General features: G+C 39.2%; 20 protein-coding genes and 1 pseudogene. 7 read left to right on the plus strand and 14 right to left on the minus strand.

Going from position 1 to position 18226, the window contains the following annotated elements:
* Positions 1-3: 3 nt before the first annotated feature.
* The gene (locus JOC78_RS03605) at positions 4-489 is read right to left on the minus strand and encodes a phage tail protein (protein ID WP_204553079.1); all 486 of its coding nucleotides are present in this window, start codon (positions 487-489) and stop codon (positions 4-6) included.
* A 103-nt stretch (positions 490-592) separates the two neighbouring features.
* Complete coding sequence (locus JOC78_RS03610) at positions 593-1087, minus strand: GNAT family N-acetyltransferase (RefSeq protein ID WP_204553081.1); 495 nt, start codon at positions 1085-1087, stop codon at positions 593-595.
* Between the two features lie 792 nt (positions 1088-1879).
* Here JOC78_RS03610 and JOC78_RS03615 point away from each other — a divergent pair.
* From JOC78_RS03615 to JOC78_RS03630, 4 genes are all read left to right on the plus strand, one after another.
* Complete coding sequence (locus tag JOC78_RS03615) at positions 1880-2332, plus strand: DinB family protein (RefSeq protein WP_204553083.1); 453 nt, start codon at positions 1880-1882, stop codon at positions 2330-2332.
* 303 nt (positions 2333-2635) lie between these two features.
* Positions 2636-2776 carry a hypothetical protein gene (locus JOC78_RS03620; RefSeq protein ID WP_204553085.1) on the plus strand — a complete coding sequence of 47 codons (141 nt, stop codon included), beginning with the start codon at positions 2636-2638 and terminating at the stop codon, positions 2774-2776.
* A gap of 39 nt (positions 2777-2815) precedes the next feature.
* Positions 2816-2995: an H-type small acid-soluble spore protein gene (locus tag JOC78_RS03625; protein ID WP_204553087.1), complete on the plus strand. Its 180-nt coding sequence runs from the start codon at positions 2816-2818 to the stop codon at positions 2993-2995.
* Between the two features lie 313 nt (positions 2996-3308).
* The gene (locus tag JOC78_RS03630) at positions 3309-3881 is read left to right on the plus strand and encodes a biotin transporter BioY (RefSeq protein ID WP_204553089.1); all 573 of its coding nucleotides are present in this window, start codon (positions 3309-3311) and stop codon (positions 3879-3881) included.
* A gap of 29 nt (positions 3882-3910) precedes the next feature.
* Here the strand turns inward: JOC78_RS03630 and JOC78_RS03635 are convergent, their stop codons facing one another.
* Both JOC78_RS03635 and JOC78_RS03640 read right to left on the minus strand, forming a co-directional pair.
* Positions 3911-4675 (minus strand): NRDE family protein, encoded by a 765-nt coding sequence (locus tag JOC78_RS03635; RefSeq protein ID WP_204553091.1) that lies wholly within the window; start codon positions 4673-4675, stop codon positions 3911-3913.
* A gap of 71 nt (positions 4676-4746) precedes the next feature.
* Positions 4747-5940, minus strand: a complete 1194-nt coding sequence (locus JOC78_RS03640; protein ID WP_204553093.1) for a GTP-binding protein — start codon at positions 5938-5940, stop codon at positions 4747-4749.
* Between the two features lie 209 nt (positions 5941-6149).
* Here JOC78_RS03640 and JOC78_RS03645 point away from each other — a divergent pair, with 209 nt between their 5' ends.
* On the plus strand, positions 6150-7190 hold the full coding sequence (locus tag JOC78_RS03645) for an acyl-CoA dehydrogenase family protein (protein WP_204553095.1): 1041 nt from the start codon (positions 6150-6152) through the stop codon (positions 7188-7190).
* Positions 7191-7235: 45 nt separating this feature from the next.
* On the opposite strand, the gene JOC78_RS03650 is transcribed toward JOC78_RS03645, so the two are convergent.
* Positions 7236-8270: a mechanosensitive ion channel family protein gene (locus tag JOC78_RS03650; protein WP_239586982.1), complete on the minus strand. Its 1035-nt coding sequence runs from the start codon at positions 8268-8270 to the stop codon at positions 7236-7238.
* Between the two features lie 182 nt (positions 8271-8452).
* Here JOC78_RS03650 and JOC78_RS17795 point away from each other — a divergent pair.
* Both JOC78_RS17795 and JOC78_RS17800 read left to right on the plus strand, forming a co-directional pair.
* A pseudogene (locus JOC78_RS17795) lies at positions 8453-8989 on the plus strand (protoglobin domain-containing protein); the annotation flags it as partial.
* Between the two features lie 237 nt (positions 8990-9226).
* Entirely contained in the window at positions 9227-9760 is a 534-nt protein-coding gene (locus JOC78_RS17800) for a methyl-accepting chemotaxis protein (protein WP_420829902.1), read from the plus strand.
* Positions 9761-9795: 35 nt separating this feature from the next.
* Here the strand turns inward: JOC78_RS17800 and JOC78_RS03660 are convergent, their stop codons facing one another.
* From JOC78_RS03660 to JOC78_RS03700, 9 genes are all read right to left on the minus strand, one after another.
* Positions 9796-10935: a TcaA second domain-containing protein gene (locus tag JOC78_RS03660; protein WP_204553099.1), complete on the minus strand. Its 1140-nt coding sequence runs from the start codon at positions 10933-10935 to the stop codon at positions 9796-9798.
* 12 nt (positions 10936-10947) lie between these two features.
* Positions 10948-12003 carry a DUF5105 domain-containing protein gene (locus JOC78_RS03665; protein ID WP_204553101.1) on the minus strand — a complete coding sequence of 352 codons (1056 nt, stop codon included), beginning with the start codon at positions 12001-12003 and terminating at the stop codon, positions 10948-10950.
* Between the two features lie 326 nt (positions 12004-12329).
* Positions 12330-13886, minus strand: a complete 1557-nt coding sequence (locus JOC78_RS03670) for a fatty acid--CoA ligase (RefSeq protein ID WP_204553103.1) — start codon at positions 13884-13886, stop codon at positions 12330-12332.
* Between the two features lie 130 nt (positions 13887-14016).
* Complete coding sequence (locus JOC78_RS03675; protein WP_239586983.1) at positions 14017-14700, minus strand: phosphatase PAP2 family protein; 684 nt, start codon at positions 14698-14700, stop codon at positions 14017-14019.
* A 147-nt stretch (positions 14701-14847) separates the two neighbouring features.
* The gene (dapF, locus tag JOC78_RS03680) at positions 14848-15828 is read right to left on the minus strand and encodes a diaminopimelate epimerase (protein ID WP_204553105.1); all 981 of its coding nucleotides are present in this window, start codon (positions 15826-15828) and stop codon (positions 14848-14850) included.
* A 365-nt stretch (positions 15829-16193) separates the two neighbouring features.
* A complete protein-coding gene (locus JOC78_RS03685; RefSeq protein ID WP_204553107.1) occupies positions 16194-16394 on the minus strand; it encodes a DUF2383 domain-containing protein in 201 nt (66 codons plus the stop codon).
* A gap of 17 nt (positions 16395-16411) precedes the next feature.
* A complete protein-coding gene (locus JOC78_RS03690; protein ID WP_204553109.1) occupies positions 16412-16612 on the minus strand; it encodes a hypothetical protein in 201 nt (66 codons plus the stop codon).
* Complete coding sequence (locus tag JOC78_RS03695) at positions 16584-17354, minus strand: YetF domain-containing protein (RefSeq protein WP_204553111.1); 771 nt, start codon at positions 17352-17354, stop codon at positions 16584-16586. The genes JOC78_RS03690 and JOC78_RS03695 overlap by 29 nt, the downstream gene beginning before the upstream one ends.
* The gene (locus tag JOC78_RS03700) at positions 17351-18055 is read right to left on the minus strand and encodes a DUF421 domain-containing protein (RefSeq protein WP_204553112.1); all 705 of its coding nucleotides are present in this window, start codon (positions 18053-18055) and stop codon (positions 17351-17353) included. Before JOC78_RS03700 ends, JOC78_RS03695 begins: the two co-directional genes overlap by 4 nt.
* Positions 18056-18226 lie beyond the last annotated feature (171 nt).

An 18226-nucleotide genomic window follows, 5' to 3' on the forward strand; every position in this document is an offset into this window, starting at 1 on the left:
TCACTATGATCTTTGTGGATATATGCCATACAATGAAATGATATAATTCATTGTTAAATATGGCATCATATTATCATGCGATTGATTTCCTCCAACATTAGACACTGTTTGTGGGTTCATCGTTGCATTTGGTGCTTGTGTAGAATATTGTTGTACTCCACTTCCCCATACATTATTCTCAGGAGTTGGTTCTGTACCAGCTTGTGATGATGCGTGAACAACATGTGTATGTTCAGGCAATTGTGCTGTTGTCAAAGTGACTGTTTCAGTTCCAGCTTTTTGCCCTAGCGGATACATCGTGCCAGTAATCGGATTCTGCCCTTGATGAACAACAACCCTTCCTCTATAATCCGGTAACGCAAATGTCGTTCTACCATCTCCGCCATAAGTAGTGCCAATTAAAGAAAATAATGCTTCATTCTCTGTAATTGAAATCAATTGACCTTGACATAATGCCCACTTCTCTGGTGCATAGTTTCCTGCAAACATGCGAATTTCCCCTATATACGATTCCAATTTATGCGCTCCTTCCTTCTGACTGACTGATATTTTCACTATGAAACAATGAATATCCGACTGCTTTTCCCGTTAGCTACCTCCGCGTCACCTCCTCAAATTGACTATCCTTCCACTCCATCTTGCAATATATATCTCCATCCTCCACAACCACAAACCCCAACCGCTCATATAAACGTTGTGCAGGATTTCCATTTAACACTGACAATCTTACACTCTGTTGATTAACACATGCCGTTTCCATCATTTCCTTTAAAATAAACGTTCCTATTCCCTTATTTTGATACTCTGGATGAATCGTAATATCTAAAATGCGCAACTTATTTTCGTCACTGGACAATAGCAATCGCCCTACCCTATCACCATCACAGTAGATCAATTTAGTATCTACATCACCATATTGCATCACATAAGATCGCAACTGTGCCATATATTGCATTTTCAAAAATTGCCCTGTCATTTCCTCACTCCAACCCCATAACAACACTTCATTTTGCCTTGAACTGGCGTATAACTGAAAAAGAAAATCGCCATCTTCTCCCGGACTTATCATCTTCATTTCTATAGGCATATAATTTTCTCCTTAGGATATTGGAAAAATGATTCCCGTGAGTCACAGGAACAGGTTCCTTGCTCTAACAATAAACATATCGTTTTCCTATTCTAATAAATATTTATCTGAATTTTTAAATAATAAAATTTATCTGTAAATAAGTAACATTCAAAATTATCAATCCACTCTGATTTAAGTACCATCATCTTTCACAAATAATCTTATTCGTAATCTTCATTCATACTTACAAAACTTATCTGTCAAAATTGCTATAAACTTATCATTTTAATGATAATAGTAAGCACATTTATACTCTTAAGACTTTCATCTGTTAATCTTACATAGATATGCTCACCATTAATTAATGCAATCTTCATCAAGAGCATAATTACCTATGTGACAGTTACTTTCAATATCTTATATAACTAATTTAAAATAGGAAAATAGTCTCTATTTAATTTTATTATAACTATTTTTATTAGTTCAGTCACTTAAAAATAATATAAAATTGAATGTTACATTCCCTACATTATACGGGTATAATTCCTAAGAACTTTATTCTATTTGATTCCAAAAACCTACTTGGTGGATTATTAAAGTATGGGAACTGTGGTTCGAGGATGAGTATCGGTTGGTCAGGTCCAAAAAATGGGTTTGGTCTGGTGTTATTAGCCTCAGTGACCGCCACTTATATTCGTTGCTTACAGACTAATGAAACTTTTTGATATCGTTTAGGTGTAATTTTTTGATTTATCACAATAAAGAGATTAAAGTAGATAATAGGGTAGTCATATCGAAAGGGTGGTAGGAATGGTTTGGGATCAATTGAAGTTTGTTAGAGGTGCAACGATCAAAACACTTGAGAAAATTGATGAAAGCAAATGGGATGTGCAGCCTCCCGGGTTTTCAAACACAATCAAATGGAATGCTGGACATATTTACTTTGTGCTCGAATCCTTTATGAAGATGGCTGATTCAAGCTATGACACAAAAGTAAAAGAATATAATTCTTATTTCGCTGCCGGCACACGGCCTTCAGATTGGCCGGGTCAATCCCCTTCTAAACAAGAGGTCATTCAACTGTTAAACGAACAGACAGAAAATATTCAACGGCATTTTTCTGACCGATTACAGGCACAGCCTCAAAAAGAGATTACTATTAGAGGACTTACTTTTAGCTCTGTGGAAGAACTACTTAACTTTACTTTATTCCATGAAGGTCTGCATTTAGGTATTATTCAAACACAGAATAAACTGATATAACCTCTGCTTTATTTCATTGCATCATCAATAATTTCACACAAAAGTCAAAAACATCTGTTTATTTTCAATAAAATGGGGAAGATAATTACTAGCTTACCTCCTCAGAAATGCATCTTGAATATAGCGTTGCTCTTTCTGCCAATTTGCAGGAAGGGCTTTTTGATTTTGACTTGAATCACCCTGCTTTTTATTATTCAAAGCCCCTCACTTTTATGTCATAACCCTTATCATTTTCAAATGAAGTGCATAACTTTCATTTTCCTTCAAACACTATAACTGACTATATGGAAGGGAGAATGAAAAATGACGAAAAAGTTTAACAAAGGCAGCAAAAATCAAAGCTCACCAGCACGTGGCACGACTGAATTTGCTTCTGAAATTACAGCCGGTGACAACAGCAAAGGTGTGAAACGAAACAAGGATCAAAATGCAAAAACGAGATGATGTTTTTCTTCACCGTTTACAATAACAGGAGGTAAACAGATGGATATTATACGTGCTAAACAAATCTTATCTTCATCTGCGGATATTGACGTCAAATTCAATGGCACATCCGTTTGGATTGATGAATTGAAGGAAAACGAACAAATGGCTGTGGTTCACCTTCGCGGTCCGTTAGAAGAAAGAACAGAAGTAAGTATTGCAGATTTAGAAGAAGCGTAAAAGCTGAATATTGAAATGCAGCGGCTGGCTCAGCGATCAGGTGGGCCAGCCGTTTATTTTGAGCAGCTAGTACTTCCTCCCCTTCGTTTAATTTTTGCCTATTCTCAAATAACGCTACTTTTCTCGCACGATTCAGCCCTCAATAAAATAACAGTTATACATTTCCCCTATGTTACTTGCTTCTCGGTATTAGTTTATATTTTGAATTTTGCACTAACTGTAATTTCTGATCGAATAATTTTATTGACTATAATGACAACTGTGTTTAAAATAAAGTTAACATTTTAGACATAATTTCTTTGGGGGAATCGACATGAATCAACAGCGAGAACGACTGAAAATGATGCTGACGGCTGCTATTTTCGCTGCAATTATCGGAATATTAGCTCAAGTCACCATCCCTTTACCTTTAGTGCCAATAACAGGACAAACATTAGCTGTTGGACTTGCGGCAACGATTTTAGGTTCTAGATACGGGGCCTTATCCGCATTTGTCTATATGATGATTGGTGCTGTAGGTGTCCCTGTCTTTTCTGGAATGAGCGGCGGCATGGGAGTGATCTTTGGACCTACTGGCGGTTATATCATCAGCTTCATTCTTTCAGCTTTTGTTATCGGTCTTTATTTAGAGAAAACATCTTTTACCGTAGCACAAGCATTTGCGGCAAATGTGATCGGCATGTTCATTAACCTTGGCTTTGGAACAGCCTGGCTGAAGGTTTTCGCTGATTTAACCTGGACTCAAGCTTTTGCCGGCGGATTTGCACCATTTATTATTGGCGGTTTGATTAAGGCATTTATTGCTGCCTGGATTGGTATTTTAGCCCGCAAACGTTTAGTTTCGGCCCGCCTTTTGTCCGCAAACACTTACAGTAAAATCGCTTAACAAAAAAGCTTCCCTTCACCATTCAACCATCAAGGCTGAATCGTAAAGCGGAAGCTTTCTTCGTTTATACATTTTCCGTTTAAGTAGCTTCTTTCTATAAACTTTACATTATTTTCCCGATCAATGATTAAGACGGTTGATGCCCTCGTTCCATAATGTTCACTGTTAATAAAGATCGGCGACAAGATTTTTTCCCATTCTAAAGAGACGCCTGTTTTGGGTAAACTCTCAATCGGTGCCTGTTCATCATTTTGCAAAAGAGAAAACAAACAGTCTATACCTGCCTCTTCGTCATTCAGACATTGTTCTAGCAGAGTTTTTCCTCTGTCCGTTTTAGGCCAAGACGTTGTCAAAAAAGCATTGCTTAAACTATGTGTCCCGGATAAAACCGCTTCTATCTGATCACTTTTATTGCTGTAATACCATAGATCATCTGCATTTCCGACTAACAGATTAAATCCTGCATATTTATCTTTCTCGCTGCTTAGCTTTTCTAAAAATGTTTTCGGAGAATCAAGACTCGTTAAGAAGGAACGTACAATTTCGCCGCGCGATTCTTTCCCGTCTGTTTCTTCAGACGGATCGCGGTAATTAGTCAAAGCTGCGATTCGGCCATCTTTCGTGATTCCAAGCCAAGTGCCCATTTGTCTAAGATCCCGCCCAGCAAGCACGTTTGGATGGTCATCCCAAAAGTGAGCCTTCTCAGTTGGACGCTCAAAAAATTCATCCCGGTTTGCCGCCAGCACTAATTTGTATGTTGAGTGCTGCTGATACTGAAAGTTAATTAAGCACATATTAATCCCCTTCTGATTCAATGTATTTCTATTTTATCAGAAGGGGGATCACATTCCATAAGAGAATGTTCTTATTGCTGAACCGTTTCACCTGTTAAGACGGGCAGCGGATCTTTAAAATCACGAGGATCTAGGTGCTGTTCAGCTTCCGTTAGCAAGCACGCTTCAAGTCCCGCAATCATTTCCGCATGGTTCATTTCCACACCAATCACCACTAGCTCCTGTTTACGGTCGCCCGTTTCTGGGTGCCAAGTGTCTAGGATTTCAGGTTCTTCTTGAAACATTTGTTTCTGCTCTTCTTCCGGTAAATCTGCGATCCAGCTCCCTGCATATTCGAGTACAATCGACGGTCCCGCCTGCGATAAAAGAATAGACTCTGTCGGACGGCTGGCCAGCCAAATAAACCCTTTTGATCGGACGATCTCCACTGGCAGTTCACTTAAAAATTGATAAAGTCTTTCTGGATGAAAAGGGATATTTTTTCTGAACACAAATGAAGTGATATCATATTCGTCTGTTTCAGGCACGTGCTCTTCGTTTAATTCTTTCAGCCAGCCTGCTGCTTGGCTCGCCAGATCAAAATCAAATAAACCAGTGTGAAAGACTTCGTTCAAATTCACTTGGCTATGAGAAGTCTCAATCACCTTTGCTTCAGGATTTAATTTTTTGAGCAGCCCGAGAAGCACAGTTCTTGTCTCGTCATCAACTAAATCGAGTTTATTCAGGATAAGAACATTGGCAAATTCGATCTGATCGATTAATAGGTCGACAATTTCTCGATGATCATCCTCACCTGCCGCTTGCTTTCTGTCGAGCAACGTTTCACCTGATGAAAAGTCATTCCAAAAGCGATAAGCATCTACTACTGTCACCATGGTATCTAGCTGACAATTAGCGGATAAATCAATTCCCATCTCCTCATCAATGTAAGTGAAGGTTTGTGCAACGGGAATGGGTTCACTGATTCCTGTTGATTCAATCACAATTCCGTCGATGCCGCCATTCTTAACCAACCGTTCCACTTCAATCATTAAATCCTCGCGCAGTGTGCAGCAAATACAGCCGTTTTGCAGCTCAACAAATTTTTCTTCTGTTCGTGAAAATCCGCCCTGCTTCACTAGCTCTGCATCAATATTTACTTCACTCATATCATTCACAATGACAGCCAGTTTTTTTCCTTCGCGATTGTCGAGTATGTGATTCAATAATGTCGTTTTTCCTGCTCCTAAAAATCCGCTCAACACGGTTACCGGTACTTTTTTCATTTTCTCCGCTCCCTTTCATTAAAACAAAACGATTACGATTTAAAGTGTGTGTTTAGGTGATTAAAAATCAACTTGTATATAAAGCGTAATTATTACGTTTAACATCGTAAATGAAATTCAATAGCCGCGTCAAGTATTTTCATATCTTTTATCTGCAGAATACTATTACTCCGTGCTATGATGAAAGAAAACGAAAGCTGGTGACCATTTTGCGTGATCAAGATGTCACGGCATTTATCAGAGAAGCTTCTGCATGGATAGAAGTATCTGGATCTTTGCCGGACGAAATACTCGATTATATTTATAAAACAAAGCTTTTTAAATTATTTGTGCCTAAGTCTTTGAATGGACTAGAAATGAGTTTGCCAGATGGTCTCTATGAATGTCAAAAGGCCTCCTCTATGGATGGAAGCTTTGGATGGCTCGTGACGATTGGTTCTGGCGGAGGTATGTTTGTTCCTTATTTTCATTCCCAAACCGCCGATGAACTTTTTTCACCTTCTGAAGCTGTGATTGCAGGCAGCGGTTCGCCTTCAGGAGTCGCGGAACCGATTGCGGGCGGCTTTTTGGTCAGTGGAGAATGGAAATATTGCAGCGGAGCCAATCATGCAACGATGGTCACAGCCAACTGCCTAATTAAAGGGAAAACGGATGACATGCTGGCGATGATTTTTCTTCCCGAAGAAGTTGAAATTAAAGAGGATTGGCAAGCGTTCGGTTTAAAAGGGACGGGAAGTCATACAGTAATGGTCAAAGATATTTTTGTGCCAACAGAGCGAACGTTCTCCATTTTCAAGCGAGAGAACGCTTTCGGGTATGAAGTTCATTCCTTTCCATTCCAACAATTCTCGGAAGCATCATTTACGGCTGTTTGTCTTGGAATCGGCGAGCATTTTTTAGAAGAAGCTGAGACCATTTACAAGGAGAAAAGAGCGAAGAATCCTACAGTTACGCTCATATCCGACCCTCTCAAGAAAGCAATGGAAAACCATCATTTGCTCGAAGGCCAATTTTATTTAATGGTCAAGCAAATGTGGGAAAAACACACCTCAGGCTCTGCACTTTCTGAGGACGACTTAGCAAAAATGACTGGCACATGCCTTCATACCGTTCAAGCAGTGATTGATTCAGCCAATCAATTACTCCGCCATTTAGGAATGGAAGCGATTATGGAAACATCCACGATCAATCGTATATGGAGAGATCTCCTGACTTGTGGACAGCATGAATTTTTAAAACCGTCGTCTTAAAAGTGAACCCAAAAAGGGGCAGGTGAGTTCTTCTCCCTGCTCCTTTTACGATTGAGGCGAGCCGCTCTGTTCAGATGAAAGAATCACCTCATTACTATAAAATATTTCAGCAATCGCATGACGCAAATAACTCTCTGTTCGCTGCTTTATCTCAATATTTTGAACAGGCACCTCTACCAGAAAGATCATCGCTTGATGACGAAATTCCACAAAGCGCACATCCTGCTTCCCCATCAGCTGAATGTCTTTCTCTTTAATTATTTTTTCCGCTGCTTCATGCAATAACCGTTCTACTTTGACTGTATCCTCCCCGTAAGCCACTTGTATTCTTACCTCAGCCAATATTTCAGCTCCTGACCGGTTAGGCACCACCTGTTCGAGAAAGTACTGATTAGGAACAATAAGCGCCCCTTCTTTTGCCGTCTGAACAAGAGTTGAACGAAGACGAATCTTTTCAACCCTGCCAAACTTACCATTGATTTCAACAGTATCTCCCACTTTAATCGGACGTTCAAACAAAATGATAATACCCGAAATAAAGTTACCTGCCACATTTCGCAATCCGAATCCGATTCCGATTCCCAGCACACTGAAAACGGCTGCAGCAGTTGCCAGATCTAGACCCACTGCCGCAAAGCTAAAACCAAGCGCGCCCGTCATAACGATATAATAGATGATCTGACTAATAGTCGCACCCGATCCTCGATCCATTCCGTAAAATTCGTAAATATTCGGCATGACAATGCGGTTAAACAGCCTCGCTATTCGATGCGCAAATGAAATGACAACGATTAAAACGAGCAGAAGAAATAAGGTAACTTCTACTTCATCTGTTGAGTAGAGCGAGTAAAACAGCCAGCTCTCATTAGAAAAATAATATAAAAACAAAAGAATAATTCCATAAAAAGAAAACCAATTCAGAACAGATTGAAGCCAAACCCAAACAGCTTTTTTCTCTTCTGTCCCTTGACTTTTTTTCACTTTAAACATGACTAGCCACTTAGTTAAAATGATCACTGAAGAAATGACCATAAAATAAAGAATTTCAGTCCTGTACCAACCGTCGACCATTTGCTCCATACCATCACTTCTTTCCCTAAAGCATTCTCTTACTACCCTTTACCAAAATTCCTATATTGATAAACGAATCGCCCTTTATTTCAACCATTTTATTGGCTTCTAACCGATTAATAGTTGCAAAAAAATGCCAATCATCGGCATAATGTAATAGAACTTATTACATATACGATGGAGGATGTCTCATGTTTCCTTTCTTAAAAAATAAAACAGAATTTCAAGAATATGAAGCTTCGCTTGCTTTTCCAAACCAATCAGTCATTGCCACTACGAGTGATCACACGTTGAACTCCCGGCTATTTTATATGGGATTGACGGAACAGCACCTTCAAAAGCTGCAAGAAATGTCCCCAGTTATAGATGAAATATTAAATGAAGTATTAGAAAAAGTATTAGACCATTTGCTTAAAAATCCTGAAATGGCTCAAATTGCTAAACACGCTTCAAGCCGCGAGAGACTGAAAAAAGTGTTTGCAGATTATTTTGGCAGCCTCTTGACTGGGAAAATTGATGATGCATTTTTACAGATGAGAGCGAGAATGGGGCAGACACACAACCGGCATTTTGTACCTGTTACATGGTTCGTCGCCTCATATGCAGCTTTTAACACACTAATTATCCCAAAAATCGTGGAGTATTATCAACAGGATCCAGAGGAGCTATCCGAGGCAATTTTAGCCGTTACTCATGTCATGAATCTTGATGCTCAACTCGTTATTAACCAATATATGGATGTAAGATTAACTGAATTAAATAAGGCAAATGAAGCGAAAAGCATACTCCAGCAGGAAATTATTTCAGCCAGTCAAGAGGTCGCCGCTTCAGTGGAGCAAACAGAAGCCGCTATTTCTGATACAAGTTTACGCGCCTCTCAAATTCTGCAGGAAACAGCCAACACCGAGAAATCTAGCAAAAATCTAGTCGGCTTAACTATACAAAACGAAGCACAAATGCAAGAAATGGAGAAACAATTTATTGATTCCACCGATAAAGTCAGCACTTCGATTTCAGGCATTAAAGAACTAAAAGAAACATCAGAAGAAATTATTAAAATCACCCAAGGAATTGAAGATATTGCCGATCAAACAAATCTGCTGGCTTTGAATGCTTCTATTGAAGCAGCCCGCGCCGGAGAGCATGGCAAAGGGTTTTCTGTCGTCGCCAGTGAAGTGAGAAAGCTTGCGGAAAATGCTAAACTGATGAGCAGCAGCATTAACACATTAATCAATAAGAACAATACAAATATCAATCATCTCGTCAGCCAGATGGAAGCATTAAATGATTCCAACGATCAATCCAAAAGTAAACTCGAACAAGTGAAAGGCGGATTGTTTACTGTAAAGGCAGAAATGGATAACTATCTTGACATGTTTGCGCGCAACAAAAAAGACTTGGATCTAATTGTGGAATCCATTCAGGAAATCAGCCAAACAACAACAGGCCTCACCTCGTTAACAACTAATCTGTTAGAGAAAGCTGAACAGAATGCATAAGGAAAGACCCGCTTCTCTAATAAGCGGGTCTTTCTTTAGAATATTGCCTGGTCTTTCTGCCCGGTACGCATCCATTTATGCACCTCTGGATTGCTGACCTTCATTTCTTTTTTACTGTTCCAAAATTGTGTATCTGCTTTACCTTTTCGTGTATCAACTACATTCGCAATTAACCATTTCTTTTTGTCATTATCATAGATCAATGAATAATTCCAAATCGTTTCATCTGAAAAATCCTCATATGCCGTTTGTTCTCTCAGCTTCAGTTTGTTGCTGTAAGATACAAGCGCCTGTGCATCTGCTTTCCACTGTTCGTTAAAATAATGAACCGTTAATCCGTCAGTATTGACAACAGACCCTAAATATTGAGACTGCACTTCATCAATGTAGTCTTTTGCGCGTTCAAAATCAGCTTTCGCAAATGAATTGATCTCTTTAATGGTATCCGTCACGTTAGTGAACTTCTCCATGTTAAAGCTCGAGGTTTGAAAAACAGCAAAGTCACTGTTAAAGACAGCTATCGCTTCAAGAATTTCTTGTTGAACCTTCTTGTCTTCCTTCACAAGTTTCACATCGTCTATAAATAGACTGATTTCCGTATTTCCCCATAAATCTTTTTTGGCTTTTTCTTTAAAAACACCGAGCTGATTACTCACAGTAGTTTCTAATTCATAAACACCAGGCAGCACCGGTCCATACACACCTTCTTCTTTATTCTGAACCGGAATCGTCATGCCACCTGCAGATAGTTTGTTTATGTTATCGTTTTCCTGCTCATCCTTTACTTTGATTGCGACGGTTTTTGCTTTCAATTTATATTGTGAAAAGACTCCCCACTTCTTCTCATCTTCTATTAAACTGATTTGCTGGGTGGAGGTAGAGTAATCCTCATTAGAAATCTGATCTTCGAAACCGTCTTTGATTGCTTCAAAACTTGCATTGTTTTGATTTAAGTAATTGATTAACGCTTGCAAGGACACTTTATTCATTTTGGCTTTTTCTTCATCTGCTACAAGCAGCGTTTTTAATTCTTCATGATCTTTCTTTTCTATTGCATGATAAAACTTTTCAACTGTTTTTTCAGGAGAGCTTGCTTGCTGCATGACCAAGAAGACGGCGATTGCGGCAATGGATACAACCGCTCCCAAAACAATGATCCATCGTTGATTATTCATTGGCCACTCCCCTTAATAAATGGATCCCGCACCAAATGCGTCCACTAAATACTTGCTTGAATGGTGTGACGGATCCACAGTCCATCTGCCATCTTTTTCAAGCATTTTAATTTTTATGTCACTTGCTCCTTGCTTCACTTCAAGTGAATTAACGATGGCATCGAACTTGGATAGAGCATATTCTTCAGCTTTTTCACGGTCATAGCCGGCATTTTGATAATACTCTTTTTGGTAATTGTACATTTGATCATAAAACTTAGACATGGAAACAGCCGAGTATTGTAAACTTACTTCTGCTTTTCCATTCGCATTGGATAACACGACAGGTTCTATTTTGGCTTTTTGAGCGAGCGTGTTTTTAAACGTTTCATAATATTTATTTACTTCTTCATCCGTCAGCTGCTTATCCATTCCTCTTGTCAGGTTTTCTTTAAATTTATTTCGAGCTTCTTCCTGAAGTGCTGCTTTATCTGCAGTCACTAATTTTTCATAGTCTGTATTTTCTTTGCCTAAATAAATAGTATCTACATATCCTGCGAGCGCCTTCGCTGGATCGTTCAACGTTTTTAAGCTGTCTTCGTATTTTTGTGTATTTAGCTTCATAGTTACTTCTTCACTTTCCGGCTCTCCATTCACAAACGGCTTAAGTGCTACTTCGTATTCTTTGCCTTTTTCCACATCGAAGAAAACCGTCATCTCTTTCACCTTTCCTGCGCCAATCTCTCCGCCTGAAGCTGCTGGAGGAATATCAACAGAATAAGCCGCTTCTGTATTGGGACTTAATTGGTTTTCGCCATCATAAAGCTTAACATCGTTTCGTCCTGACAGAGTAATGGAAGAGTCTGAAGTATTTTTAATCTTAAAGTTTACAGCTAACAACCCTGGTTCTTCCCCTTCTGACACTCCATTGTTTTGATTTGCTAGTATGTATGAGGCATCTTGAATAGTCGCTTCCATCACCTTGCTTTTCGCTGTCCCGGAAGCTGAGGTTTCTTCGTCTCCTCCACAGCCGGCTAAACCGATTGATAACGCCATAAGCGTTCCTGCTAAACTCATCTTTTTTAACATAGTTCTTCTCTCCTCTTATAATTGATTCAATTCTTATCCTTAATTCTTAAAATGAAACTGGATAAAAAGTAATAAATCTACCTTTCCATTCCCCTGTATCAATGATAGATAAACACTAAATATAGAGCAATATGGAAAAAGAAGGTGTTTTTTTAGTTGCTTTTTAATTTTTCTACCTATTTTCAGCAGAATGGACTTAATATTTTCATTTAACTATCTTTCAAACTACGACTTAAGTAACTTTAAGTTTTACTCATCAAAAACCCGAACAATAAAAAAGCGTTCATAAGCATAGCTTATGAACACTTCACTACCTCTTTTATATGTTAATGACTCACTCTCTGATCCAGCTGCTGACGAAGAATGAACTTTTGTATTTTTCCACTCGCGTTTCTCGGCAGCGCATCTGTGAAAATATAAGATCTTGGCCGTTTATAATCGGCCAGCTTATCGCTGTTTTTGCAAAAAGCATCCAGCATTTCTTCCGTCAAAGCGGCATCTTTTTTGACAATGATCGCCGTTACTTGTTCTCCCCACTTTTCATGAGGTTCACCTAAAACGGCAACATCAAGCACACCTTCATGCTCATATAGTACATCTTCTACTTCTCGCGGATACACATTTTCTCCTCCGCTGATAATCATATCATCCACACGGTCCGCGATGTAAACATAGCCCTCTTCATCCATGTATCCTAGATCACTCGAGTGATACCAGCCTTTATAGAGTGCTTTTGCTGTTGCTTCTTCTAAATTATAATATCCTGCCATCATGCTCGGTCCGCGAACTATGATTTCTCCCACTTGATTCGGAGGCAGCACATCATCAGGTTCTGACGGTCCGTTTTCATTCGGCTTAACAATTCTGATTTCATGGTTCAGACAAGCACGACCTGCTGATCCGGCTTTCGTCAGCTGCTCATCTTCTCTTAAGAATGTGACGGCCGGCCCCATTTCTGTCTGGCCATAAGCTTGTATAAGGTCAATTCCTAATCGCTCCTTCACCATTTTCACAAGCACAGGAGCCATTGGCGCGGCTCCGTATAGGCCAAGTCGTAAGCTTTGAACCGCTTCAGCTGACAGATCTTCCTGCAGCAGCATATTCCACATCGTCGGTGCAGCAAAAAGTGTCGTGATTTTTTCCTTCTGAATGGTTTGTAAAACGGCTTTCGGATCAAACTGGTGAACAATGATATTCACAGCACCAATTTGAACTCTTGGCAAGAAACAGCAATGCAGCTCAGCACAGTGAAACATAGGGGCAGTCACTAAACCACGGTCAGAAGGATGCAGTTTCATGACAGCCGTACACAGCATGCTTTGTTCTGCCATATCCCGGTGTCGATGCAGCACACCCTTTGGCCGGCCCGTTGTTCCGCTCGTATACATAATGGCATAAATATCATTTTCATCAACGGTCGCAGAAGGAGTCTCCGCTTTAGATTGAGCCATTTTTTCATAATAATTTTCACCATACGGTAGCTTTTGATCAATGGACCAAAAAGACGTACCGGGATAATCTTTCTCAACAGCTGCAATTTGAGGTTCTAAAGCTTCTTCAAAAAGGAGAATCTTCGGCTTGGCATCTGCAATGATATAAGCCACTTCTTGTGACTTTAATCGAAAATTAATCGGGTTAATGACGGCACCGATTTTCGCGGCCGCAAAGTAAGCGGTAGCAAGCTCTGGCGTATTAAATAAAAACGTGGAGATACGATCGCCTTTTTCTACTCCTGCACTTAAGAAAGCATTCGCCAGGCGATTGACATCTTCTTGCCACTCTCTGTATGTCCACCTTTTCCCAGAACGAATGTCGACTAGCGCTTCTTTACTTGCAAACTTATTGGCTGTTTGTTCAAAAATCGAGGCTACAGTTGCATACATGTTCATTCCCCCTAATTTCGGTATATGTAACTATATGCAAATACAATGCCAGTCTTAACCCCCGCTTTTATAGCAATTTCCTGTTCATATTGTCCATGAATCATACAGTGTCTCCGGACAATCTTACAGTTTAAAGCTGTAATTTCCGACGCCGCCTTTTATTCACTCGGTATTCAAAATAATGAAAAGCCGCCATCGAAAATGTCAGCCAGGCCGCACCTGCTGTGTAGCCGCCGATGACATCGCTCGGATAATGAACCCCTAAATAGATCCGTGTCAGACCAATCAAAAATATTAGAGCAACAGCAAAAGCCGCCCCAATCAATCTGCTCCACCCTTTATCAAGCAGTTCATAAAGTAAAAAAGCGATCGCTCCGTAAAAGATAAATGACCCCATGGAATGTCCGCTTGGAAAGCTGTAGCCGCCTTGTTCAATCAGCGGTAAGATCTCTGGCCGCTGCCGCTGAAACATGGCTTTTAACCACTTATTAAACAGACCAGCTCCAAGTGATACAGTCAGCAGGAAAAACATGGCGTAATGCCATCGCTTCTTAAACAGAAGAAATGCCGTAATTATAATGGTTCCTGCGGCAAGAAACCGCACCGACGCTAAATTTGTGATAAACACCATTCGTGACGTACGTCCTTCATTGATCCACGATTGAACTTCCTTAATGATCAAATGATCGAAATTCTGGACTTCATTTTCTTTCAGCGCGTCTACAACTTCTGCAAATCCCCAGGTGAAAAAAATTAACAATGCAATCAAAACGGAATAATACAACCATGTTCGTTTATTTTCTTCCTGATTCAATCCTTTCACTCCCGTTTTTTATCCTTATTTTCCACTCATTACGTGCCCTGAAACAAGTATTTATACTACATGTGTTTTATAACGGATTCTAACCCAAAAAAAGAACCAGGCTTCTCTTTTAAGGAGACGCCTGGCGTACTTCATTTTTTAAGCGAATAAAGTTGAATCAAGGTACTCTTTTGCATGAACTTCAAGCTTTTCGTAATTCGCTTGTTCTTCTAAATCAGCTTTTGAGAGAATCTTAACATTTGAATTTGAAAGCTCAACATCTAGCTTTGCATGATACAGATAGGTCGCATTCCCGATTAAGTCGATAAAGTAGCTGCCATCTGCTTTTTTATGAGCCGCACAGCGAACTTTACCTCCCGGATTATAGACGTCTATCACAGCTTCCATTTGATTTAACCCTAGAAGACAAGTCGTTAAGGTGGAAGCAGACATCGCTGTACCGCAAGCGTTCGTAAAGCCAACGCCGCGCTCAAACGTGCGAACGTAAATTTCTCCTTCTTTAATCGGGCAGACAAAGCTGACATTCACTCCATCTGGACAAATCTCATTCGGCCCATTCAACTTCTTGGCCATCTCTTCCTGTAACGCCAGCTGATCCGGAGTCACGATACTGATTAAATGCGGATTGGGCACAGCAAGGGCTGTAAATGAAAGGGTATCTGAGATCGACGGTACGATTTCATTTTGAAGTGTTTCTTGATCGATATTCATCGGCAAGCTGTCCACATCGAATAACACAGGAGAAATCTCCACTTTATATGTAGGTAAACCTTCGTAAATCTCTTGTTCTTGATTGACTTTTAAATCTGCTTTCATCGTTTCCACAATGATTTCATCTTTATTTAGCAATTCACAGACATAGCGTCCTACACAGCGCAGACCGTTTCCGCACATCGATGCCTCCGACCCATCAGAATTAAACACACGCATTTTAGCGTCTGCTTTGTCACTGCTGCCGACAAATAAAATCCCATCCGCTCCAAATTCCGAATCCCGGTCGCACAAAAGCAGCGACAAGTCCCGACGTTCTTCCTCAGTAAATGTATAGCCATGCGTCATTTCATCGATTAATAAAAAATCATTGCCAGATCCATGGCATTTCGTTAATTGAATCTCCACTCTCCTACTTCCCTTCTCTGCTATTGATTAGTTTAGCATATCAAATCTAAGTGTTTCTGGTCTATTCTTTTTATAGTCAGACTCAGAAAAAAGGTATAGACGAACGCATGAATTTTTTTAAACTTGGCTTAGGCTCTTCTTTAAGCACTTCTGCCTTTGTCAATATTCCAGAAGAAACTTTGGTGATCTCTTCAAAAATACGGTTGCCTACAGATTCGATTCCCTTCAATGGTTGTTCTTGCATTTAGGTCCCAGTACGCATTTATTAAACATTCAATAAGATATAGATATCCCTTTTACTAATGGGTTTTCTTAGTTTTATCTAAATATACTTTGAATAAATGGAGTATCTAAAATCTTAATATTCAATTTAAATTATTGGGATTTTTCTTTAGCTGCTGAACTTGTTGTTGGAGCTGTGTAACATGTTGCATATGTTCATCCCTAAGTTGGGTAAACAGCTGTCTAACTTCAGGATTTGTAATCTGAAGCATATATTTATTATATAACATTTGGTATGCCATTTCTGTTTCAACTATATCATGAAGCTTGTCTAGTTTATTCATGCTTTCATCACTCCTATTTATACAATTCCAAACCCACTCATTTTTTGTGAAAGAACTTTATAACGTGTTCGGGCTGCCATTTCCAATCCCTGAAACATTTTCTGCATTTGCGGATCAGTGACCTCTTTTTGTAATTCAGCATATTTCTTTGCTAACAGATCTTCGTGGAAAAACAAATCTTTAAAGGCATTATTCATCATTTCTAGTTCGGATAGCATATTTTTCCCCCTCCAATTTATGAGCTGCTTTTTTTACAGAATAATAAAAATCTCCGTTTGAACTGATCGTTGCTAAATATACATCTTCTGTATTAATAATCCCATATTTATTAAGTTGCTCTTTTAACCATTCCTCCTTATAATTTAACGATTTCAAGTTGTCATAAATAATTTTCCCGTTATTGACGAGAACGGTCGGCAGACCACCAGAAAGTATAGGTATTTGAAAATCAACTGGAGTAGGTGGAATGTGTCCCGATTTTTTTATCACACTTAAATGTCCGCTGGTCTCCAAAATGGCTTGATCCACTTCAGTTAAATTAGGGGCATCCGATAATCTCATTTCTGAAAGCAGTATATCGGTACTAAAAAATGAACGTCGCATATTTACTTCATTCATTTTTCCTTTTTCAATCAAAACGGTTGGTTTTCCAATAAGAAGTGCTGCAAAAACATGATTTCGAACGGATAACCAAGAAAGAGCAAAGTGCCAAAAATAAAGAGTTGCAGTTGCGAGGACTGTTGTTGTAAACAAAATTTTTCCATCAAGTACAGGAGCAACAGCTAATGCCCCTAGCATCCATAGAAATGTAAAATCAAATGCGGTAAATTGTCCAGCAGCCCTTTTCATGAGAAATCGGCTCATAATATAAATTAATATAATAGATACGAATGCTCGAACAGCGAACCCCGCAGTGCTTAGTTTTTCTGTTAGTTTAAAAAAGTCCAGTAATTGATTCATTTTACTTTCACACTCACATGGATATTTCCTGTTGATTCTAACGTTGCCAACATCACTTGAGGAATCGAATATCCTTTTTTGGCAATTTCAGCTTCTAGCCAATTTTCCCGCAGCCCAAATGCGTTCAGTTCTTCCATCTTAACTTTTCCGTCATAGATAAGAATCGTTGATATCCCCATCGGTGTTTGTGGAAGATTCAATAGACTTCTTGTTACAGGAGAAGATTCTGGTTTCTTTATAATACTTAATTCTCCCATCGGCTCTAATATCGCTTCTGCAACTTCTGATAAGTTATGTACTTTTTTAAGCCGAAGTTGAGCTAACAAATCATCAATTGTAATATGAGCCTTTTTTAATTTTGACCAAATGGGTTGTCCATTTTTCACTAAAGGGATAGGGCTTGTTCCTACCATAGAAGGAAATTTATAATCAATCCAGGAAAGAAGCAGGCTTAAAGAATAAGCTACCATGATAATAACAAGAGCAGCTGTAAGTGAAGATTCAGGGTTAACCATACGAGCAGTAGCCACATGAGCCATCCCTGCATGGGTAATAAAATTAAAAGCTGAAACAATTCCAACTTGACGAGGACCCATTAACCTTGTAATAGACAATATTAAAAAATAAAGAATGGTTGCTCTCAAAAAAATTTCAAAGGGATTTAATGAATTTCCTCCATTCCAAAAATTATTCCAGTCCATAACTCTTCTCCTATTCACAAAGTAGTTAAGATTCCATTTATTATTTTTATCTATCTTAAAATTAATAAACTGTCAATAAAATCCAATTGAAGGTGCGAATAGCATTTTGACATTGTAATACAACTTCATGGACAGTTAATCATCCCTAGACCAGGGATACCCAATTGATTT

The sequence above is a fragment of the Bacillus ectoiniformans genome (assembly GCF_016908875.1).
In the GTDB taxonomy this organism is placed as follows: domain Bacteria; phylum Bacillota; class Bacilli; order Bacillales; family Domibacillaceae; genus Bacillus_BX; species Bacillus_BX ectoiniformans.